Below are 16,438 nucleotides of genomic sequence, written 5' to 3'. Positions count from 1 at the left end.
CGTCGGGTGACCTCCTGGGAGTACGCCTCGGTCATCACGGCCAACGACGCGCAGTCGCAGCGGGCAGGGGTCAGCGTGAAGCTGCCCCACGGCGCGCTGGAACGTCAGGCGGGGGACACCAGCTCGGTCCTCAACCGCCTGGGTGCCGAGGGGTGGGAGCTGGTCAGCTACCACTCCAGCGGCGCGGGCACCTGGGGCTTCGAGCAGTTCTGGCTGAAGCGCCCCGTCGAGTGAGCGCGTCGGTCGAACACGCGTTCGACTGACGTGGCACGATCAGCGGCGTGGACGCGACGCCGCCGGGCTGGCCCGAGGCCGTGCGGCCGCCGGGTGCCCCCGACTGGGAGCACACCGCGGTCGCCTGGCTGTACGACCTGGTGCCGCCGGACTACCGCGCCCACGAGGTGCTGCGCCGGTACCCGGTGCTGCTGGCCCGGTTCGCCCGCGACCACGTCGCGGCCGGGCTGGAGGCCGCCCGCAGCGGGTGGCGGACGGTGCGCGTGGAGCTCGCCGACCAGCTGCCGGCCGACGCGATGGAGGCGGCGATGACCGCCTACGAGCGGGAGGGCGCCCGCCTGGCCGCCGCCGCCCGGGGCGTGGCGGTCGTGGCCGGCGCGCTGCGCGGCGAGCGCTGGGTACCGCGGCTGTAGCGCGCCCGTCCCGTGACGGCCGCCTCCTCCGCTCACCCGGAGGAGGCGGCCGTTCGCGATTACAGTGGTCGGGAACGGCGTCCCGCTGCCTCCGTGCCGCACCGCCCCCACCTGCAGCCGACAGAGAGGACGCTGACACCTCGTGTCGCTCCTGCGCTCGCTCCGCGGTCCTGCCGACCTCCGCGCCCTGCCCGCCGACCAGCTCCCCGCGCTGGCCGCCGAGATCCGCGACGCGCTGGTCACCAGCGTGGCCCGCACCGGCGGGCACCTCGGCCCCAACCTCGGCGCGGTCGAGCTGACCATCGCGCTGCACCGCGTCTTCGACTCCCCGCGCGAGCCGATCGTCTTCGACACCGGCCACCAGTCCTACGTGCACAAGATGCTGACCGGCCGGGTCGAGGACTTCGAGCGGCTGCGCCAGCGCGGTGGCCTGTCCGGCTACCCCAGCCGGGCCGAGAGCGAGCACGACTGGGTGGAGAACAGCCACGCCTCGACGTCGCTGTCCTACGCCGACGGGCTGGCCAAGGCGTTCGCCGTCCGCGGCGACTCGCGGCCGGTCGTCGCCGTCGTCGGCGACGGCGCGCTCACCGGCGGCATGTCCTGGGAGGCGCTGAACAACATCGCCGCCGCCCAGGACCGGCCGGTGGTCATCGTCGTCAACGACAACGGCCGCTCCTACTCGCCGACCATCGGCGGTGTCGCCGACGCCCTCGCCACGCTGCGGCTGCGGCCCGGCTACGAGCAGGCGCTCCTGCAGGTCCGCCACGCGCTGCGCCGCGCGCCGGTGCTCGGCTCGGCGCTCTACGACGCGCTGCACGCCATCAAGAAGGGCCTCAAGGACGTCCTGTCCCCGCAGGGCATGTTCGAAGACCTCGGCCTCAAGTACGTCGGCCCGGTCGACGGGCACGACATCGAGGTCCTGGAGTCCGCCCTGCGCCGCGCCCGATCCTTCGGCGGGCCGGTGATCGTGCACACCGTCACCACCAAGGGCTACGGCTACGCGCCGGCCGAGACCGACCAGATCGACGCCTGGCACGCGACCGGGATCTTCGACCCCGACAGCGGCGCGGCGGTGCGCAAGACCGGCCTCGCCTGGACGGACGCCTTCGCCGACGAGCTCGTGCGGATCGGCGGCGAGCGGCCGGACGTCGTCGCGATCACCGCGGCGATGCTGCACCCGACCGGGCTGGCGCCGTTCGCCGAGCGCTTCCCCGAGCGGACCTTCGACGTCGGCATCGCCGAGCAGCACGCGCTGACCTCGGCGGCGGGCATGGCGATGGCCGGCCTGCACCCGGTGGTCGCGGTCTACTCGACGTTCCTCAACCGCGGCTTCGACCAGCTGCTCATGGACGTCGCGCTGCACGGCCAGCCGGTCACCGTCGTCCTGGACCGCGCCGGGGTGACCGGCGACGACGGGGCCTCGCACAACGGCATGTGGGACATGTCGCTGATGTCGATCGTGCCGGGGCTGCGGCTCGCCGCGCCGCGCGACGAGGCGACCCTGCGGGAGGCGCTGCGCGAGGCGGTGGCGGTGGCCGACGGCCCGACCGTCGTCCGCTTCCCGAAGGGCGTGCTCCCGCCGGACCTCCCGGCCCTGGAGCGGCGCGGGCCGGTGGACGTCATGCGCCGCGGCGAGCGGCGTGACGTGCTCCTGGTCGCCGTCGGCTCGATGGTGCCGATGTGCCTGGCCGTCGCCGAGCGCGCCGCCGACCACGGGGTGGACGTCACGGTGGTCGACCCGCGGTGGGTGCTGCCGGTGTCCCCTGATCTCGCTGTGCTTGCGTCCGGTTTCCGGCTCGTCGTCACCGTCGAGGACGGCGGGCGGGCCGGCGGTGTCGGGACGACGCTGAGCCAGGTGCTGCAGGACCAGCAGTGCGACGTCCCGGTGCGCACTCTCGGTCTGCCGCAGCGGTTCTTCGAGCACGGCAGCCGCGGCCAGGTGCTCGCCGACGCCGGCCTCACCGAGCAGGACATCGCCCGCCGGATCGTGGAGTGGTCGGCGGTGCTGGCCGACCGCGCCGACGCCCGGGTCGCCCAGCCCGTCGACGGCGCCCAGCAGTGAGTGAGCCGACCGGCGAGTGGGTGATCGCCGAGATCCAGGTGGCTCCCTCGCCGCCCGGCTACCCGGAGAACCCGCACGCGCACGTCGAGGCCGCGATCGAGGTGATCGCCGGCTCGGGGCTGCGCTACGAGGTCGGCGCGCTCGGCACGACGCTCGAGGGCGAGGCCGACCTCGTCTGGGACACGCTCCGGGCCGCGCACGAGGCGATGATGCTGGCCGGCGCCCGCGGCGGGCTGTCGCACGTGAAGATCGCCTCGGTGCAGCGCGACATGGACAGCCTCACCCACAAGTTCCGCTGACCCCCTGCCGCACCTGGGGGCGCCCCCGGAAAGGACGACGGCCCGGACCCCTCGCCGTTGAGGGGTCCGGGCCGCCGGGTCGGTGCGTCAGGCGGGCAGCGAGGCCACACCCTCCGGGAGGAACCGCGAGCCGGTGACCCGCTCCGAGACGCCGGCGCGGTCCAGGTAGGCGGAGATGCCGCCCAGCCAGAACGGCCACCCGGCGCCGAGGATCATGCACAGGTCGATGTCCTGCACCGCCTGCACGACGCCCTCGTCGAGCATCAGCCGGATCTCCTGCGCCAGCGCCTCGACGGCGCGGTCCCGGACCTGCTCCTCGGTGAGCGGGTCGTCGCCGGCGTCGATGCCCTCGAGCTCGGGGTCGACGACGCCCGGCTCGCTGTAGACGCTCGACTTGCCCAGCTCGACCATCTTGCGCAGGCCCTCGCCGACGGCAAACCGGTCGGGGAAGGCCTCGTGCATGCGCTCGGCCACGTGCAGCGCCACCGGCGGGCCGACGAGCGTGAGCAGCTCGAACGGCGTCATCGGCAGGCCCAGCGGGTCCAGGGCGCGGTCGGCCACGGCCACCGGGGTGCCCTGCTCCACCGACGCCGTGACCTCACCCAGGAAGCGGGTGAGGAGCCGGTTCACCACGAACGCCGGGGCGTCCGCGACCAGCACGCAGGACTTCTTCAGCGACTTCCCGACGGCGAAGGCGGTGGCCAGCGACGCGTCGTCGGTCTGCTCGGCGCGGACGACCTCCAGCAGCGGGAGGACGGCGACCGGGTTGAAGAAGTGCAGCCCGACGACCCGCTCCGGGTGCTCGAGCTTCGACGCCATCTCGGTGACCGAGAGCGCCGAGGTGTTGGTCGCCAGCACGCACTCCGGCGACACGATCGCCTCGAGCTCGGCGAACACCTGCTGCTTGACCGACATCTCCTCGAAGACGGCCTCGATGACGAGGTCGGCGTCGGCGAAGACGTCCTTGGACAGCGAGCCGGTGACCAGGCCCTTGAGCTGGTTGAGCCGGTCGGGGTTCAGCCGACCGCGCTGGGCCAGCTTGTCCAGCTCGCCGTGCACGTAGGCCACGCCCTTGTCGACCCGCGCCTGGTCGATGTCGGTCAGCACGACCGGCACCTTCAGCTGGCGGACGAACAGCATCGCCAGCTGCGAGGCCATGAGGCCGGCGCCCACGACGCCGACCTTGGTGACCTTGCGGGCCAGGGCCTTGTCCGGCGCGCCGGCCGGCCGCTTCGCCCGCTTGTTGACCAGGTCGAACGAGTACAGCGAGGCCCTTAGCGGGTCGCTCATCAGCAGCTCGGTGAGCGCCTCGTCCTCGGCGGCGGTGCCGGCGGTGAAGGCCTCGCCGCCCATGCCGTCGCGCGCCAGCTCGAGCAGGTCGACCGACCGGACGGCGCCGGGGGAGGCGTTGCGGGTGCGGGCCGCGACGATGCCGCGGGCCCGCTCGATCGCGGCATCCCACGCCGACCGGTCGACCTCGGGCCGCTGCACGGCCACCGAGCCGTCGAGCACGCCGACGGCCCACTCGAGCGACCGCTCGAGGAAGTCGGCCGGCTCGAACAGCGCGTCGGCGATGCCGAGCTCCGCCGCCTTCGGGCCGGCGGTCACCTTGTTCTGCGCGAGGGCGTTCTCGACGATGACCGTGACGGCCTCGTCGATGCCGATGAGGTTCGGCAGCAGCTGCGTGCCGCCCCAGCCGGGGACCAGCCCGAGGAAGGCCTCGGGGAACGCGACGGCCGCGCCGCCGCTGATCGTCCGGTAGTGGCAGTGCAGCGCCAGCTCCAGGCCGCCGCCGAGCGCCACGCCGTTGACGAAGGCGAACGTCGGGATCGTCGAGTCCTTGAGCCGCCGGAACACCCGGTGGCCGGTCTCGGCGATCTCCCGCGCCGCTGCGGCGTCGGTGACGGACGGGACGCCGGAGAGGTCGGCACCCACGGCGAAGATGAACGGCTTGCCGGTGACGGCGATGGCCGCCGGCGCCGGGGTGTGCGCCGCGACCTCGTCGAGGGCGGCGTCCAGCGACGCGAGCCCGCCCGGGCCGAAGGTCGAGGGCCGGGTGTGGTCGTGCCCGTTGTCCAGGGTGATCAGCGCGATCTCCCCGGCCAGGCCCGGGTAGGTCAGGAAGCGGACGTGCGCCTCGGTGACGACCTCGTTCTCGAACACGGCGGTCACTTGTCGCCCTCCCAGTTGGGGTTCTCCCAGATCACGGTGGCGCCCATGCCGAGGCCCACGCACATCGCGGTCAGGCCGTAGCGGACGTCGGGACGCTCGGCGAACTGCCGCGACAGCTGCGTCATCAGCCGGACGCCGGAGGAGGCCAGCGGGTGGCCGACGGCGATGGCGCCGCCCCAGGGGTTCACTCGCGCGTCGTCGTCGGCGATGCCGAAGTGGTCGAGGAAGGCCAGCACCTGGATGGCGAACGCCTCGTTCAGCTCGAACAGGCCGATGTCGTCGATGGTCAGGCCGGTGCGGGACAGCGCCCGCTCGGTCGAGGGCACCGGACCGATGCCCATGACCTCGGGCTCGACGCCGACGAAGCCGTAGCCGACCAGCCGCATGCCGATGGGCAGACCCAGCTCCTGGGCGACCTCCTCGGCGGCCAGCAGGCAGCCGGTCGCGCCGTCGTTGAGGCCCGCGGCGTTGCCGGCGGTCACGTGGCCGTGCGGCCGGAACGGCGTCTTCAGGCCGCCCAGCTGCTCCAGCGTGGTGCCGGGCCGCGGCGGCTCGTCGACGGTCGCCAGGCCCCAGCCGTTCTCCTGGCTGCGGGTCGCCATCGGCACCAGCTCCGGGCCGATCTGGCCGTTGGCCACGGCCTTGGCGTACTTCTGCTGGCTGGCCAGGGCGAACGCGTCGGCGCGCTCCTTGGTCAGGTGCGGGAAGCGGTCGTGCAGGTTCTCGGCGGTGGAGCCCATCACCAGCGCGGAGGGGTCGACCAGCTTCTCGCTGACGATCCGCGGGTTGGGGTCGACGCCCTCGCCCATCGGGTGGCGGCCCATGTGCTCGACGCCGCCGGCGATGGCGACGTCGTAGGCGCCGAAGGCGATGCCGCTGGCGGTGGTGGTCACGGCGGTCATCGCGCCGGCGCACATGCGGTCGATCGAGTAGCCGGGCACCGACTTCGGCAGGCCGGCGAGCAGCGCCGCGGTCCGGCCGAGGGTCAGGCCCTGGTCGCCGGTCTGCGTGGTCGCCGCGATGGCGACCTCGTCGACGCGGTCGGCCGGCAGCGACGGGTTGCGCCGCAGGAGCTCACGGATGACGCGGACGACGAGGTCGTCGGCGCGCGTCTCGGCGTAGATGCCCTTCGGGCCGGCCTTGCCGAAGGGGGTGCGCACGCCGTCGACGAAGACGACCTCGCGCAGGGAGCGGGACATGGGACCTCCGCAGCGATGTGGAATCCGCCCGGGATCCGGGCAGGCGCCACTCAAGTTACCCGTCGGTAACCACAGGAGCCAAGCGCACCGCCGGTGTCTCACCACGATGGGCGGAGTGCTCCCGGCAGGGCCAGGTCGGCCAGTGCATCCCGCAGCAGCGCGAAGCGGTCGTCGCCCAGTCGCTCGCGCCAGCCGGCGACCGCGTCGGCGGCCACGGCCTCAGCGGCCTCGGTGCAGGCCCGGCCGCGGGACGTGAGCGTCAGCAGGCGGGCGCGCGCGTCCCGCGGGTCGGGGCCGCGGGTCACGTAGCCCCGCTCCACCAGTGCGGCGACGAGCTCGCTGGCGGACTGCTTGGTCACGCCGAGGTGGGTCGCGACATCGGCGGTCGTGGCGTCTCCGGCAGCGATCCGGACGAAGGCGAAGCCGTGGGCCGGGCGGACGTCGGGGAAGCCGCGGGCGGCGACCCCGTCCTGGATGGCGTCGACGAGTTCCGTGGCGAGGCGGAGGACGGCGGCAGCAGTGGACCACTCGGCGGGCGACACCCGGACATCTTGACACAGGAGGACAGGAACCCTGACCATCCAGACAGGAAGCCTGACCACTTTGGAGGACCCATGACCGTCGTCTGCGCCGCCGACGCCCAGCTGTTCGAGGCTCACGGCAGCCGGTTCCACGCCTACGTGTCGCCGTCCCGGGGAAGCGCGCAACTGTGCGCCTGGCGCCTCGAGGTCTCGCCGGGCCTGCATGGCGTGCCGCACCGGCCGACCCGGGAGGAGGTCGTGCTCGTCCTCACCGGAGAGCTGTCCGCGTCGGTGGACGGCACACGTTCCGCGCTGGGTCCCGGGGACGTGCTCGTCGTACCGCCCGGAGCGGAGTTCGCCGTCGACGGCGGACCGGAGGGGTGCACCGCCTGGGTCACCACGACGCCCGGCCTGGAGGCGGTGCTCCCCGACGGGTCGCGCCTCCGGCCGCCCTGGGCGAGCTAGGCGCGGGTGGCGGCGTCGGTCAGCAGGTCGCGGGTCAGCTCGACCTGCCACTCACGGGCGCCACCGGCGCGCAGGGCGGCGGCCACACCCTCGACGTCGCGCGGCTCCGGCGGGCTCCACATCAGCCGGCGCACGAGGTCGGGGGAGAGCAGGTTCTCCACCGGCACCTCGTGCTTCGTCGACAGCTCCGCCAGCCCGGCCCGGGCGACCTGCAGCCGGGTCGCGGCCGCCGGGTCGCGGTCGGCCCAGCGGTTGACCGGCGGCGGCCCGTCGCCCGGACGGCTGTGCGGCGGGAGGTCGTCCTCGGCGAGCGCCCGGCCGCGGGCCAGGGCGCCGAACCACGTGCTGACCAGCCGGCGATTGGCCCGGCCGCGGAACACCGGGAGCTCGAGCAGCGCGCCCTCGGACTGCGGATCGGCCTGGACGGCGGAGACCATCGCGGAGTCCGGCAGCACGCGGCCGGGGGCGACGTCGCGCTTGCGGGCCTGGTCGTCCCGGGCCTGCCACAGCGAGCGGAGCATCCCCAGCTGGCGGCGGCTGCGCAGCCCCTGGACCCCGGACGTGCGGCGCCAGGGATCAGGCTTGGGAGTCGGGGGGCCGGCGGCCAGGATCGCCTCGAACTCCTGCCGGGCCCACTCGGTCTTGCCCTGCTCCTCGAGGATGGCCGCCAGCGCGTCGCGCAGGTCGACGAGCACCTCGACGTCGAGCGCGGCGTAGACCAGCCACTCGTCGGGCAGCGGCCGGGTGCTCCAGTCGGCGGCGGAGTGGCCCTTCACCAGGGAGTAGCCCAGCAGCGACTCGACGACGGCGCCCAGCCCGACCCGCGGCAGCCCGGCCAGGCGGGCGGCCAGCTCGGTGTCGAACAGCCGGCGGGGGACGAGGCCGATCTCGGCCAGGCAGGGGAGGTCCTGGTTGGCGGCGTGCAGCACCCATTCGGCGTCGGCGATCGCCTCCTGGACCACCGACAGGTCGGGCAGCGGCACCGGGTCCAGCAGGCCGGTCCCGGCGCCGGCGCGGCGCAGCTGGACCAGGTAGGCGCGCTGGCCGTAGCGGTAGCCGGACGCGCGCTCGGCGTCGACGGCGACCGGACCGCTGCCGCCGCGCAGGGCCTCGGCGTACTCCACCAGCGCGGTCGAGGTGTCGATGACCGGGGTCAGCCCGTCGCGGGGCGCCAGCAGCGGCGTCGCGGGCGGCGCCGTCTCCTCCTCGGCGGGAGGCGGGGTCGCGCCGTCGACGACGGCCGGGTCGAGCGGGGCCGGGTCGAGCGGGTCGGTGCTCAGGGCTGGTCCACCTTCTCGACCTCGTCGTCGTCTGTCCGACCCACGATGTTAGAGACTCCTGCCCCCGGTGGGTCCGGTGGGACCCAGCAGGTGCACCCCGGGCGGCGGGAGGCCGGCGGCGTTGCCCAGGACCTCGAGCCATGCGGCGAGGTGCTGGTCGAGCGCGGTGTCCTCGGCGGTCCAGGAGGCGCGCATCTCCACGTCGACGGTGTGCTCGGGGCCGGCCAGGTCGCCGAAGCGGGTCGAGGCGGTGCGGGTGACGGTGCCGCCGAGGGCGTGCCAGGCCGCTCCGGTGTCGGCGAGCGCGTCGGTCAGCCAGCTCCACGCGACCTCGGAGAACATCGCGTCGTCGACCAGGTGCTCGTCGGTCTCGGCGGAGAGGAACCCGACGCAGCGGGTGGTGCCGGCCCACGCCTCGTGACCGGCGGGGTCGTAGAGGACGATGAACCGCCCGCTGGCGATCTCGTCCGGATCGTCGGCGTCCTCGGACTCCGGGTCGTCGATCCGGGCGCCCAGCGCGTGCGCCCAGGGGGCCAGCCGCTGCGGCGCGGGGATGCGCTCGACGATGATCTCCGGGCGGACCTGCAGGCCGGTCAGGGCGTCGACGGCGGCACGGAACTCCGCCGGCGGCTCGTCCCCGGGACCCGCGGCGTCTCCGGGACGCGCGGCCAGGCTGCGTGGCTCCACGTCCGCAGGGTAGGTCCGTACCCGGTGTTGCGTCGCCGACGCGCCGCAGGCGGTCTGGGAGGATGGCTGGTCGTGACCCCTGTTGCCGGCTCCGCCACCACCCCAGCCGACTCCGATCTGGTGCGCGCAGCCCGCGGCCTGCCGGTCAGCCGGACGCCGGTGTGGTTCATGCGGCAGGCCGGCCGGTCGCTCCCGGAGTACCGCGAGCTGCGGGCCGGCACGAAGATGCTCGACTCCTGCCAGGACCCCGACCTGGTCACCGAGATCACCCTCCAGCCGGTGCGGCGGCACGGCGTGGACGCGGCGATCCTCTTCTCCGACATCGTGCTGCCGCTGGTGGTCGCAGGCGTCGACATCGAGATCAAGCCCGGGATCGGGCCGGTCATCGCCTCGCCGGTGCGGTCGGTGGCCGACGTCGACGCGCTGCCGGACCTCGAGCCCGGGCAGCTGGACTTCCTGGCGACGGCGGTCGGCCGGCTGGTCGGCGAGCTGGGTGCCACGCCGCTGATCGGCTTCGCCGGGGCGCCGTTCACCCTCGCCACCTATCTGATCGAGGGCGGACCCTCCAAGGAGCACGCCCGCACCAAGGCCTTCATGTACGCCGAACCCGAGGCGTGGAGCCGGCTGCTGGGCAAGCTCGCGGTCTCGGCGGCGACCTTCCTCCGCACCCAGGTCGACGCCGGCGCCTCGGCGGTGCAGCTGTTCGACTCCTGGGCCGGCGTCCTCTCCGCGGTCGACTACGCCGAGCGGGTGCTGCCGCACTCCCGGGCGGTGTTCGACGGACTGGGCAACCGCGAGCAGGGCGTGCGCGACGTGCCGCGGATCCACTTCGGTGTCGCCACCGGCGAGCTGCTGCCGCTGATCGGGGACGCCGGTGCCGACGTCGTGGGCGTCGACTGGCGGGTGCCGCTGGACGAGGCGGTGCGCCGGATCGGCCCGTCCCGGTCGGTGCAGGGCAACCTCGATCCCGCCGTGCTGCTGGCGGACCGCGACACCGTCGAGCGCGAGGTCCGCCGGGTCGTCGACCAGGGCCGGGCCGCCCGCGGGCACATCTTCAACCTGGGCCACGGCGTGCTGCCGGAGACCGATCCCGACGTGCTGACCCGGGTGGTGGAGCTCGTCCACGAGCTGACGTCGCGATGAGCGGGCGGCCGCGGCGGCTCGTGGTCGTGGGCGCCGGCATCGCCGGGCTCACGGCCGCGTTCGAGTGGCGGCGCCGGCGGCCGGACGACGAGATCGTCGTCCTCGAGGCCGGCGGCCGGATCGGCGGCAAGCTGGACCGGGTCGAGCTCGGCGGGCGCTGGTACGACACCGGTCCCGAGGCGATGCTCGCCCGGGTGCCGGAGGCGGTGCGCCTGGTGGAGCGCCTCGGGCTGGCGCACGAGCTGGTCCGGCCCGCGACGACCCAGGCGTCCGTCGTCCTGCCCGACGGCCGCTTCCCGCTGCCGGCGGGCACCGTGCTCGGGGTCCCGGCGTCGGCGGAGGGTCTCGACGGCGTGCTCTCCCCGGCCGGAGTGGCCCGGGTCGCGGCCGAGGTCTCGCTGCCGCCGCTGCGCCCGGACGGCGATGTCGCGGTCGGCGCCCTGCTGCGCGAGCGGCTCGGTGACGAGGTCGTCGACCGCCTGGTCGAACCGCTGCTCGGTGGCGTCTACGCGGGGCGGGCCGACGAGCTGTCGCTGGCCGCCACCATGCCGCAGCTGGCCGCGCACCTGCCGGCCGCGGGCTCGGTGCTGGGCGCCGCCGCGGCCTCCCGCGACGCCGGCGCGCGCAGCCGGTTCGACGCCGACGCCCCCGTCTTCGTGACCCTCCGCGACGGCATCGGCTCGCTGCCGGCGGCGCTGGTCGCCGCCGCCCGCGCCGCGATCCGGCTGCACACCCCGGCGCACCGGCTGACCCGCACCGCGAGCGGCTTCGAGCTCTCCGTCGGCCCGGCGGCCGTACGGGAGACGTTGACCGCGGACGCCGTGATCGTCACCGCCCCCGCGCCCAAGGCGGCCCGGCTGCTGGGTGTGGTGGCGCCCGGTGCGGTGGCGCCGCTGGAGGGCATCCCGTACGCGTCGATGGCGGTCGTGGCGATGGCGTTTCCGGCGCAGGAGGTGGCCGCGGGCTCCGGGCTGCTCGTCCCGCCGGTGACCGGGCGGCTGGTCAAGGGCGTCACGGTGTCGTCGGCGAAGTGGCCGCACCTCGCCGGCGAGCTGCTGCTGGTCCGTTCGTCGGTGGGCCGGTACCGCGCCGAGGCCGAGCTGCAGCGTGACGACGACGACCTGGCCGCGGCGGTCGTCGCCGACGTCGCGGACCTCCTGCAGCTCTCCCGCCCGGAGCCGGTCGACACCCGCGTCGTCCGCTGGGGCGGCGGGCTGCCGCAGTACCTCGTCGGGCACCGGGGCCGGGTCGCCGCCGTCCGCGCCGCGGTGGCGGAGGTGCCGGGGCTCGCCGTGGCCGGCGCCGCCTACGAGGGCGTCGGCGTGCCGGCCTGCATCCGGGACGCCGAGCGCGCCGTGGAGCAGCTGCTGTCCTAGCTCGTCCCGGCGGGCGGTCAGTTGATGCGATCGCCTTCGGAGTGCACCACGTCCTCTGGGTGGACCCGCCAGACCTCGAGCTCGTCGCTGTCGATCAGCTGGTCGATGAGGGCCGCGCTGCCCCCGATCAGGGTGGAGTCGAGGTCGATGTCGCTGCCCACGCACCAAGCGTGGTCGTCGGGCCAGAAGAGGTTCGGCGACTGCGGCAGGAACCAGTCGGGCGTGACCTGCTCGCCGAGGAAGCGCGCGGAGGCTGCCGGGCCGTGGAGGAGGAGGTAGTCACGCTGGAGGAATCCGATGCGCGCCCCTCTGACCACGTCCTCGGGCACGACCGAGGGCGCAACGGCGGTCTCCGGCAGCGGACTGGAGCCGGTCCACGACGTGGTGACGGCGCGTGACCCCGGTGGGGGGTTGATCACGCCATAGCCCTCCCACAGGCAGAACCAGCAGTCGTCCGGGGTTGTGGTGTGCTCGACCAGGGGGCGGAGCAGCGCGCCGAGGGCTGTGGGGTGCAGATGGCCGGTTCGTGGCGCGCCGCGGTCCCAGTCGGCATCGCGGCGATCGACGTAGTCGTCGCTGCCGACCAGCCTGTGCCACTGCACGAGGGGGTGCACGGTGCGCCCGGTCTCGGCCGCGACATGCGCCCAGGTGATCAGCTCGCCGGTGTACGCCTCCTCGACCGGGTGCAGGACGCGGGCATAGGCGTCGAACCCGGTCGGGACCACCCAGCCCACGCTCGAGGCAGAGTCGATGCGCGGCCGGATCCACACGGCGCTGTCCCGGTTGCTCGACAACGTCGGCCCCTGTGGATGCATGCGGCGATCATTCCCTCGCCGCGGGAGCGTCTCCGGACCTGGCGCAGGCAGAGGTCTCGGACCGGCCTCCACTGCTCCGCCTGAGGGCCCTCCGCGGTTCAGGCGTCCCCACTGCCGCGCTCCGTTGGATGCCGGGGACCGATGCGAAGCGTGCGGCGCCGAATCACCGCGATAAGCCGCCCTGAGCGGCCCACTATGGGACAGGCCGCCCCGAGGCTAATTCCGACCCCGTGACTACACGCCCTCCGGTAGCTGCTCGGGCGGAGGGTCCAGTCTCAACTTGGTAACGAGACGATCCAACGCCTCGAACACAGCAGGAAGTGTCAGACCGCGTCGCTCTTCCGGCACGAGGGCTTCCGCTCGACCGGCGTCGACGTGTAGCCGCACCCAGTGCTGCTTGCGGCCCCTGGAAACGCGTTCGGGGTGGAAGTAGTCGTCCGGCGGGGTGTTGTTCGGCCAGACGACCATGATTTCGAGGTCCAGTGCCGGAGCCTTGCTGGTGGCCGACCACCACGCACGCCAGTCGGAGCTCCGATTGAACAGCGGCTCGATCCTCATCATTTCCTGGAAGATCGGGAGGCACAGCTCGAGTGGTACTTCGAAGCCTGAGACCTTCACAAGGCGCAGCCAGCGATCCTCTTCCTCGCCCGGCGCGTACGTCCCCACCGACGCAGGTTAGCCATTTGCAGCGGGAGGCGGGTTTACCTAGTGCCCCTGAAGCCGCTCCGTGCGGCGCTGGCGTGTCACCCTGAGCGGCCCACTATGGGACACCCGGTAGCGAGCTGATCAGGCTCAGGGGCGCCACCGCATGGCGATGGCCAGCATGCCGATGAAGACCGTCACTGCGACGCACCCAAGCGCGAACGACGCGATCGACAGCCAGTTCAATGCTTCCTCCCACTCAGGACGCCAGGCGAACACGGCGTTCGGGATGAGGGCCACGCCCCACGTGATGATTGCCACTTCGGCCAGCCGTCTCGCGCGGACCACGGAGGGCTGGTCTTTGACATCGGGATCCGACCATGCCCTTTGCAGAAACCCGAGGCCGATCAGGGCGAACACGAACGTAGCGATTGCGAGAATGGCCGTGATGGTATTCAGCTCCGTGGCCAGACCCAACCCGACGAAGGCTGTGCAGCAGACCAGCGCCGACGTGCACAGAAGAAGACCGGTGAAACGCCACGCCCGAAGTGTCTTCACGCCGACTGGTGCAGGCACCTGCTTGCTCATCCAGCCACCTTCGCTCAGAGGGCCGCCGCGCGGATACCACCCACCTCTGCGTCACTCGAAGAGACGACGTGCCGCCCGCGTAACCGCCGCATCTCCGCTGTCCCATAGGCCGCCTTCATTGCGCCGGCGGTTGGTCGGGGTTGGGGTTGGGGTTGGGAGAACGAAAGGGCATCTGTCACTCCGGCAACACCTACATCGACAACGTCGTCGTTCTTGGCGCGCTGTCGACCCCGGCTGAGTGACAGGGGCCGCGGCAGGTCGTCCAGTGCGTCAGCACCCCTAACCTCGTCCTGTGCAGCGATCGCCGTGGCGTAGCCCAATCCGCTGGGCGCTGATCGCTGCCATGGTCGTCGTCGGCATCTCTGGTGCGTTCGCAGGGTCCTGGCTGGGACCGGCCGGCATGGCCTGTCTCGTCGCAGCCCAGATCACCGGCATGTACAACGACGCCCGCCAGACGTCGAAGGGCAACGCTGGCCTGGCGGTCGAAACAGCTCGGCCTGAGGTTCTCGCGGTCGCCGCCGAGGGAAACCCCATCAGGGCGGTCAAGGTGCTGCGGGATCGAACAGGACTAGGGCTCCGGGAGGCGACCGAGACCGTCCGGAGGTGGCTCTCGGAGGAGGGCACTCCCTGGCGGTAGCCGGCTTCACCATGTGCGCCTGAAGCCGCTCATGGACCCTACGGCTGGTCGGGGCTGGAGAACGAAGGGGCCTCCGTCGGTCCGCAGGCGCCTACCTGCCGCCGAGGGCACGTCCCTTAGCGGCACACTGTGAGGGTGCAGGCGGACGAGTCCTTCAAGTCGCGGCCCAGTCTGACGGTGATGCCGGAGTACACGGTGGACCTGCCGGTCTGGCATGGCCCGGAAGGTCACCGCTTCAACTGTCTGGACGCCGAGGAGTTGGCGGCACTCGGCGTCTCCGCAGGCCTGATTGATCGGCTCCGAGCTTGGCAACAACGGTTTGAGAGGGAGCACCCTCCCTTCAAGACCTGGTACAGACCCGATGAACTCGTAGCGGGAGTTCCGATGGGCGTGCGGCTGGCCAGACAACTGCAAGCAGAGCTGCCCGGCTACCGGATCTACTTGCCTGGCGATCCTGACCCGGTTCCCGTGGAGGACTGGCCTGGGTGAGCTGGCGGCGCCGCCAGGGCCTACATCGACGCGGGCCCCGAGTAAGGCGACAGGTGTCTCATAGGCCGCCTTCAGGGGCGCCGGTAGCGGAGTCCTGCCAAACGTCCATGGGGTGCGCGCCTGTGCCCCGCGGCCGGGTGCGGCCGCGGGGTAGAGACGGATGGGGCGCTCAGGTCAGGAGCGGTCTTCCCACGATGATCTCGGTGCCGTCGGGGCGGTAGGTGCGCCATCGTTGGCCGGGTGGTGCGGTGTCGTCGCGTTCGATGCGGTAGCCGTGGTGGACCTTGCCGTGGTGGCGTTCGCACAGCAGTGCGGAGTTGCCGACCGAGGTTCGGCCGCCGTTCATCCACTCGATGATGTGGTGGACGTCGCAGTACCAGCGGGGTGCTTCGCAGCCGGCGAACACGCATTTCTTGTCGCGGAGTTCGACGGCTTTGCGGATGTGGGCGGGGACGACGCGGTGGTCGCGGCCGACGTCGATGGGCAGCCCGTCGGGGTCGAGCACGATGCGGGTGATCGTGGAGTCGCACGCGGCCCAGCGGGCGCGGGCGGCGGAGATGGTGGCGCCGAGACCGGTGGTGGCGGCGCCGTGGCCGGTGGCGGGGTCGACGAGGTCGTCGATGCCGATGGTGACGATGACGTGCGGCTTGACGGTGCGCAGTACCGGCAGCTGACCGGAGGCGAGGGCGTTGTCGGCGAGCTGGACGAGGGCGTCCCCGTCGCGCTGGGCGCGGCTGCGGGTGTCGCCGGCGCAGCGGCTGGCGGCGGAGGTGGACTCGAGGGCGGTGGCCAGCTTCTGCCCGCCGACGGGGTCGAGGGTGCCGTGCACGGTCCAGGTGCCGTCGGCGTGCTGCACCATCGTGAACGCCCGCTCCTCGGTGGGGTCCGGTTCCGGGCCGTCGGGGTCGAGCTTCGCCAGATAGTCGCCACAGGCCAGCTGTAGGTCACGGTGGCTGCCGTGCAGTGCGACGGTGACCAGTGCCGCCTCCACCTCGGCGATGTCGATGCCCTGCTCGGCGGCGAGGTCGAGGTTGGCCGGCTTGACGATCTCGGTGATCACCCCGACCTGATCGGCCCCCAGGTCCCCGGCGGCGAACGCAGCCTCCGTCGCCGGAAGGGACTCCAGCGCCCGGCCGTGGCCGACGAGGTCCTTGGCCAGCCCGCCGGAGACCCGCAGGTGCCCGCGCAGCCACGACTGCATCGTCTTCGCGCCGTCGTGCTCGCACGCGGCCCGGACATCGGCACGACGGACCGCCCGGGTCAGCGCCGCACCAAGACGGTTCTGCGCCACGGCCAGCTCCCGCACGTGGTCCAGCAGCGGCCCGTCGGAGAGCTCGTCGAGATCGACCGCCGCGAGGGCGTCCAGTGCCGACTGCAACTCACCCATGACCCCTCCTGACCACTTCGAATGTGTGT

General features: G+C 73.1%; 18 protein-coding genes. 9 read left to right on the top strand and 9 right to left on the bottom strand.

All coding sequences use genetic code 11. The annotated features are described in order from the left end of the window. Positions 1-6 precede the first annotated feature (6 nt). The 4 genes from N555_RS0102830 to N555_RS0102815 all read left to right on the top strand — a co-directional run bounded on the left by N555_RS0102830 (position 7) and on the right by N555_RS0102815 (position 3,008). On the top strand, positions 7-234 hold the full coding sequence (locus N555_RS0102830; RefSeq protein ID WP_029429984.1) for a DUF4177 domain-containing protein: 228 nt from the start codon (positions 7-9) through the stop codon (positions 232-234). A gap of 47 nt (positions 235-281) precedes the next feature. Beyond that, positions 282-647, top strand: coding sequence for a hypothetical protein (locus N555_RS0102825; RefSeq protein ID WP_029429983.1), 366 nt, complete (start codon positions 282-284; stop codon positions 645-647). Between the two features lie 142 nt (positions 648-789). Beyond that, positions 790-2,709: a 1-deoxy-D-xylulose-5-phosphate synthase gene (gene dxs / locus N555_RS0102820; protein WP_029429982.1), complete on the top strand. Its 1,920-nt coding sequence runs from the start codon at positions 790-792 to the stop codon at positions 2,707-2,709. After that, positions 2,706-3,008: a thiamine-binding protein gene (locus tag N555_RS0102815; protein WP_231502574.1), complete on the top strand. Its 303-nt coding sequence runs from the start codon at positions 2,706-2,708 to the stop codon at positions 3,006-3,008. Before dxs ends, N555_RS0102815 begins: the two co-directional genes overlap by 4 nt. Before the next feature lie 87 nt (positions 3,009-3,095). Here N555_RS0102815 and N555_RS0102810 read toward each other — a convergent pair whose 3' ends face one another. The 3 genes from N555_RS0102810 to N555_RS0102800 form a co-directional block, all read right to left on the bottom strand. Beyond that, entirely contained in the window at positions 3,096-5,180 is a 2,085-nt protein-coding gene (locus N555_RS0102810; protein WP_029429980.1) for a 3-hydroxyacyl-CoA dehydrogenase NAD-binding domain-containing protein, read from the bottom strand. Then, entirely contained in the window at positions 5,177-6,379 is a 1,203-nt protein-coding gene (locus tag N555_RS0102805; RefSeq protein WP_029429979.1) for a thiolase family protein, read from the bottom strand. Before N555_RS0102805 ends, N555_RS0102810 begins: the two co-directional genes overlap by 4 nt. Before the next feature lie 98 nt (positions 6,380-6,477). After that, complete coding sequence (locus tag N555_RS0102800; RefSeq protein WP_029429978.1) at positions 6,478-6,921, bottom strand: MarR family winged helix-turn-helix transcriptional regulator; 444 nt, start codon at positions 6,919-6,921, stop codon at positions 6,478-6,480. A 72-nt stretch (positions 6,922-6,993) separates the two neighbouring features. Here N555_RS0102800 and N555_RS0102795 point away from each other — a divergent pair, with 72 nt between their 5' ends. After that, positions 6,994-7,365 carry a cupin domain-containing protein gene (locus N555_RS0102795; protein WP_029429977.1) on the top strand — a complete coding sequence of 124 codons (372 nt, stop codon included), beginning with the start codon at positions 6,994-6,996 and terminating at the stop codon, positions 7,363-7,365. On the opposite strand, the gene N555_RS0102790 is transcribed toward N555_RS0102795, so the two are convergent. Together N555_RS0102790 and N555_RS0102785 are read right to left on the bottom strand one after the other, a co-directional pair. Further along, positions 7,362-8,645 carry a ribonuclease D gene (locus N555_RS0102790; protein WP_029429976.1) on the bottom strand — a complete coding sequence of 428 codons (1,284 nt, stop codon included), beginning with the start codon at positions 8,643-8,645 and terminating at the stop codon, positions 7,362-7,364. The genes N555_RS0102795 and N555_RS0102790 overlap by 4 nt on opposite strands. 48 nt (positions 8,646-8,693) lie before the next feature. Then, positions 8,694-9,332 carry a DUF3000 domain-containing protein gene (locus N555_RS0102785; protein ID WP_029429975.1) on the bottom strand — a complete coding sequence of 213 codons (639 nt, stop codon included), beginning with the start codon at positions 9,330-9,332 and terminating at the stop codon, positions 8,694-8,696. A gap of 72 nt (positions 9,333-9,404) precedes the next feature. On the opposite strand from N555_RS0102785, the gene hemE reads away from it, so the two are divergent. Continuing rightward, the gene (hemE, locus tag N555_RS0102780) at positions 9,405-10,475 is read left to right on the top strand and encodes a uroporphyrinogen decarboxylase (RefSeq protein ID WP_029429974.1); all 1,071 of its coding nucleotides are present in this window, start codon (positions 9,405-9,407) and stop codon (positions 10,473-10,475) included. Next, positions 10,472-11,851, top strand: a complete 1,380-nt coding sequence (gene hemG, locus N555_RS0102775; protein ID WP_029429973.1) for a protoporphyrinogen oxidase — start codon at positions 10,472-10,474, stop codon at positions 11,849-11,851. The genes hemE and hemG overlap by 4 nt, the downstream gene beginning before the upstream one ends. 17 nt (positions 11,852-11,868) lie before the next feature. Here the strand turns inward: hemG and N555_RS0102770 are convergent, their stop codons facing one another. From N555_RS0102770 to N555_RS0102760, 3 genes are all read right to left on the bottom strand, one after another. Next, positions 11,869-12,576, bottom strand: coding sequence for a hypothetical protein (locus N555_RS0102770; RefSeq protein ID WP_156036127.1), 708 nt, complete (start codon positions 12,574-12,576; stop codon positions 11,869-11,871). Between the two features lie 324 nt (positions 12,577-12,900). Continuing rightward, positions 12,901-13,332 carry a hypothetical protein gene (locus N555_RS0102765; RefSeq protein ID WP_156036125.1) on the bottom strand — a complete coding sequence of 144 codons (432 nt, stop codon included), beginning with the start codon at positions 13,330-13,332 and terminating at the stop codon, positions 12,901-12,903. 126 nt (positions 13,333-13,458) lie between these two features. Continuing rightward, the gene (locus N555_RS0102760; RefSeq protein ID WP_156036122.1) at positions 13,459-13,896 is read right to left on the bottom strand and encodes a hypothetical protein; all 438 of its coding nucleotides are present in this window, start codon (positions 13,894-13,896) and stop codon (positions 13,459-13,461) included. Positions 13,897-14,239: 343 nt separating this feature from the next. Here N555_RS0102760 and N555_RS0102755 point away from each other — a divergent pair, with 343 nt between their 5' ends. After that, positions 14,240-14,533: a hypothetical protein gene (locus N555_RS0102755; RefSeq protein ID WP_029429969.1), complete on the top strand. Its 294-nt coding sequence runs from the start codon at positions 14,240-14,242 to the stop codon at positions 14,531-14,533. Between the two features lie 135 nt (positions 14,534-14,668). Beyond that, positions 14,669-15,022: a hypothetical protein gene (locus N555_RS0102750; RefSeq protein ID WP_156036120.1), complete on the top strand. Its 354-nt coding sequence runs from the start codon at positions 14,669-14,671 to the stop codon at positions 15,020-15,022. A gap of 169 nt (positions 15,023-15,191) precedes the next feature. On the opposite strand, the gene N555_RS0102745 is transcribed toward N555_RS0102750, so the two are convergent. After that, on the bottom strand, positions 15,192-16,409 hold the full coding sequence (locus tag N555_RS0102745; RefSeq protein WP_029429967.1) for an HNH endonuclease signature motif containing protein: 1,218 nt from the start codon (positions 16,407-16,409) through the stop codon (positions 15,192-15,194). Positions 16,410-16,438: the final 29 nt, after the last annotated feature.

It is taken from the genome of Blastococcus sp. URHD0036 (assembly GCF_000701365.1).
GTDB lineage: Bacteria > Actinomycetota > Actinomycetes > Mycobacteriales > Geodermatophilaceae > Trujillonella.
Note: the sequence above shows the minus strand (reverse complement) of the source record. Positions and strands in the feature narration are given on the sequence as shown.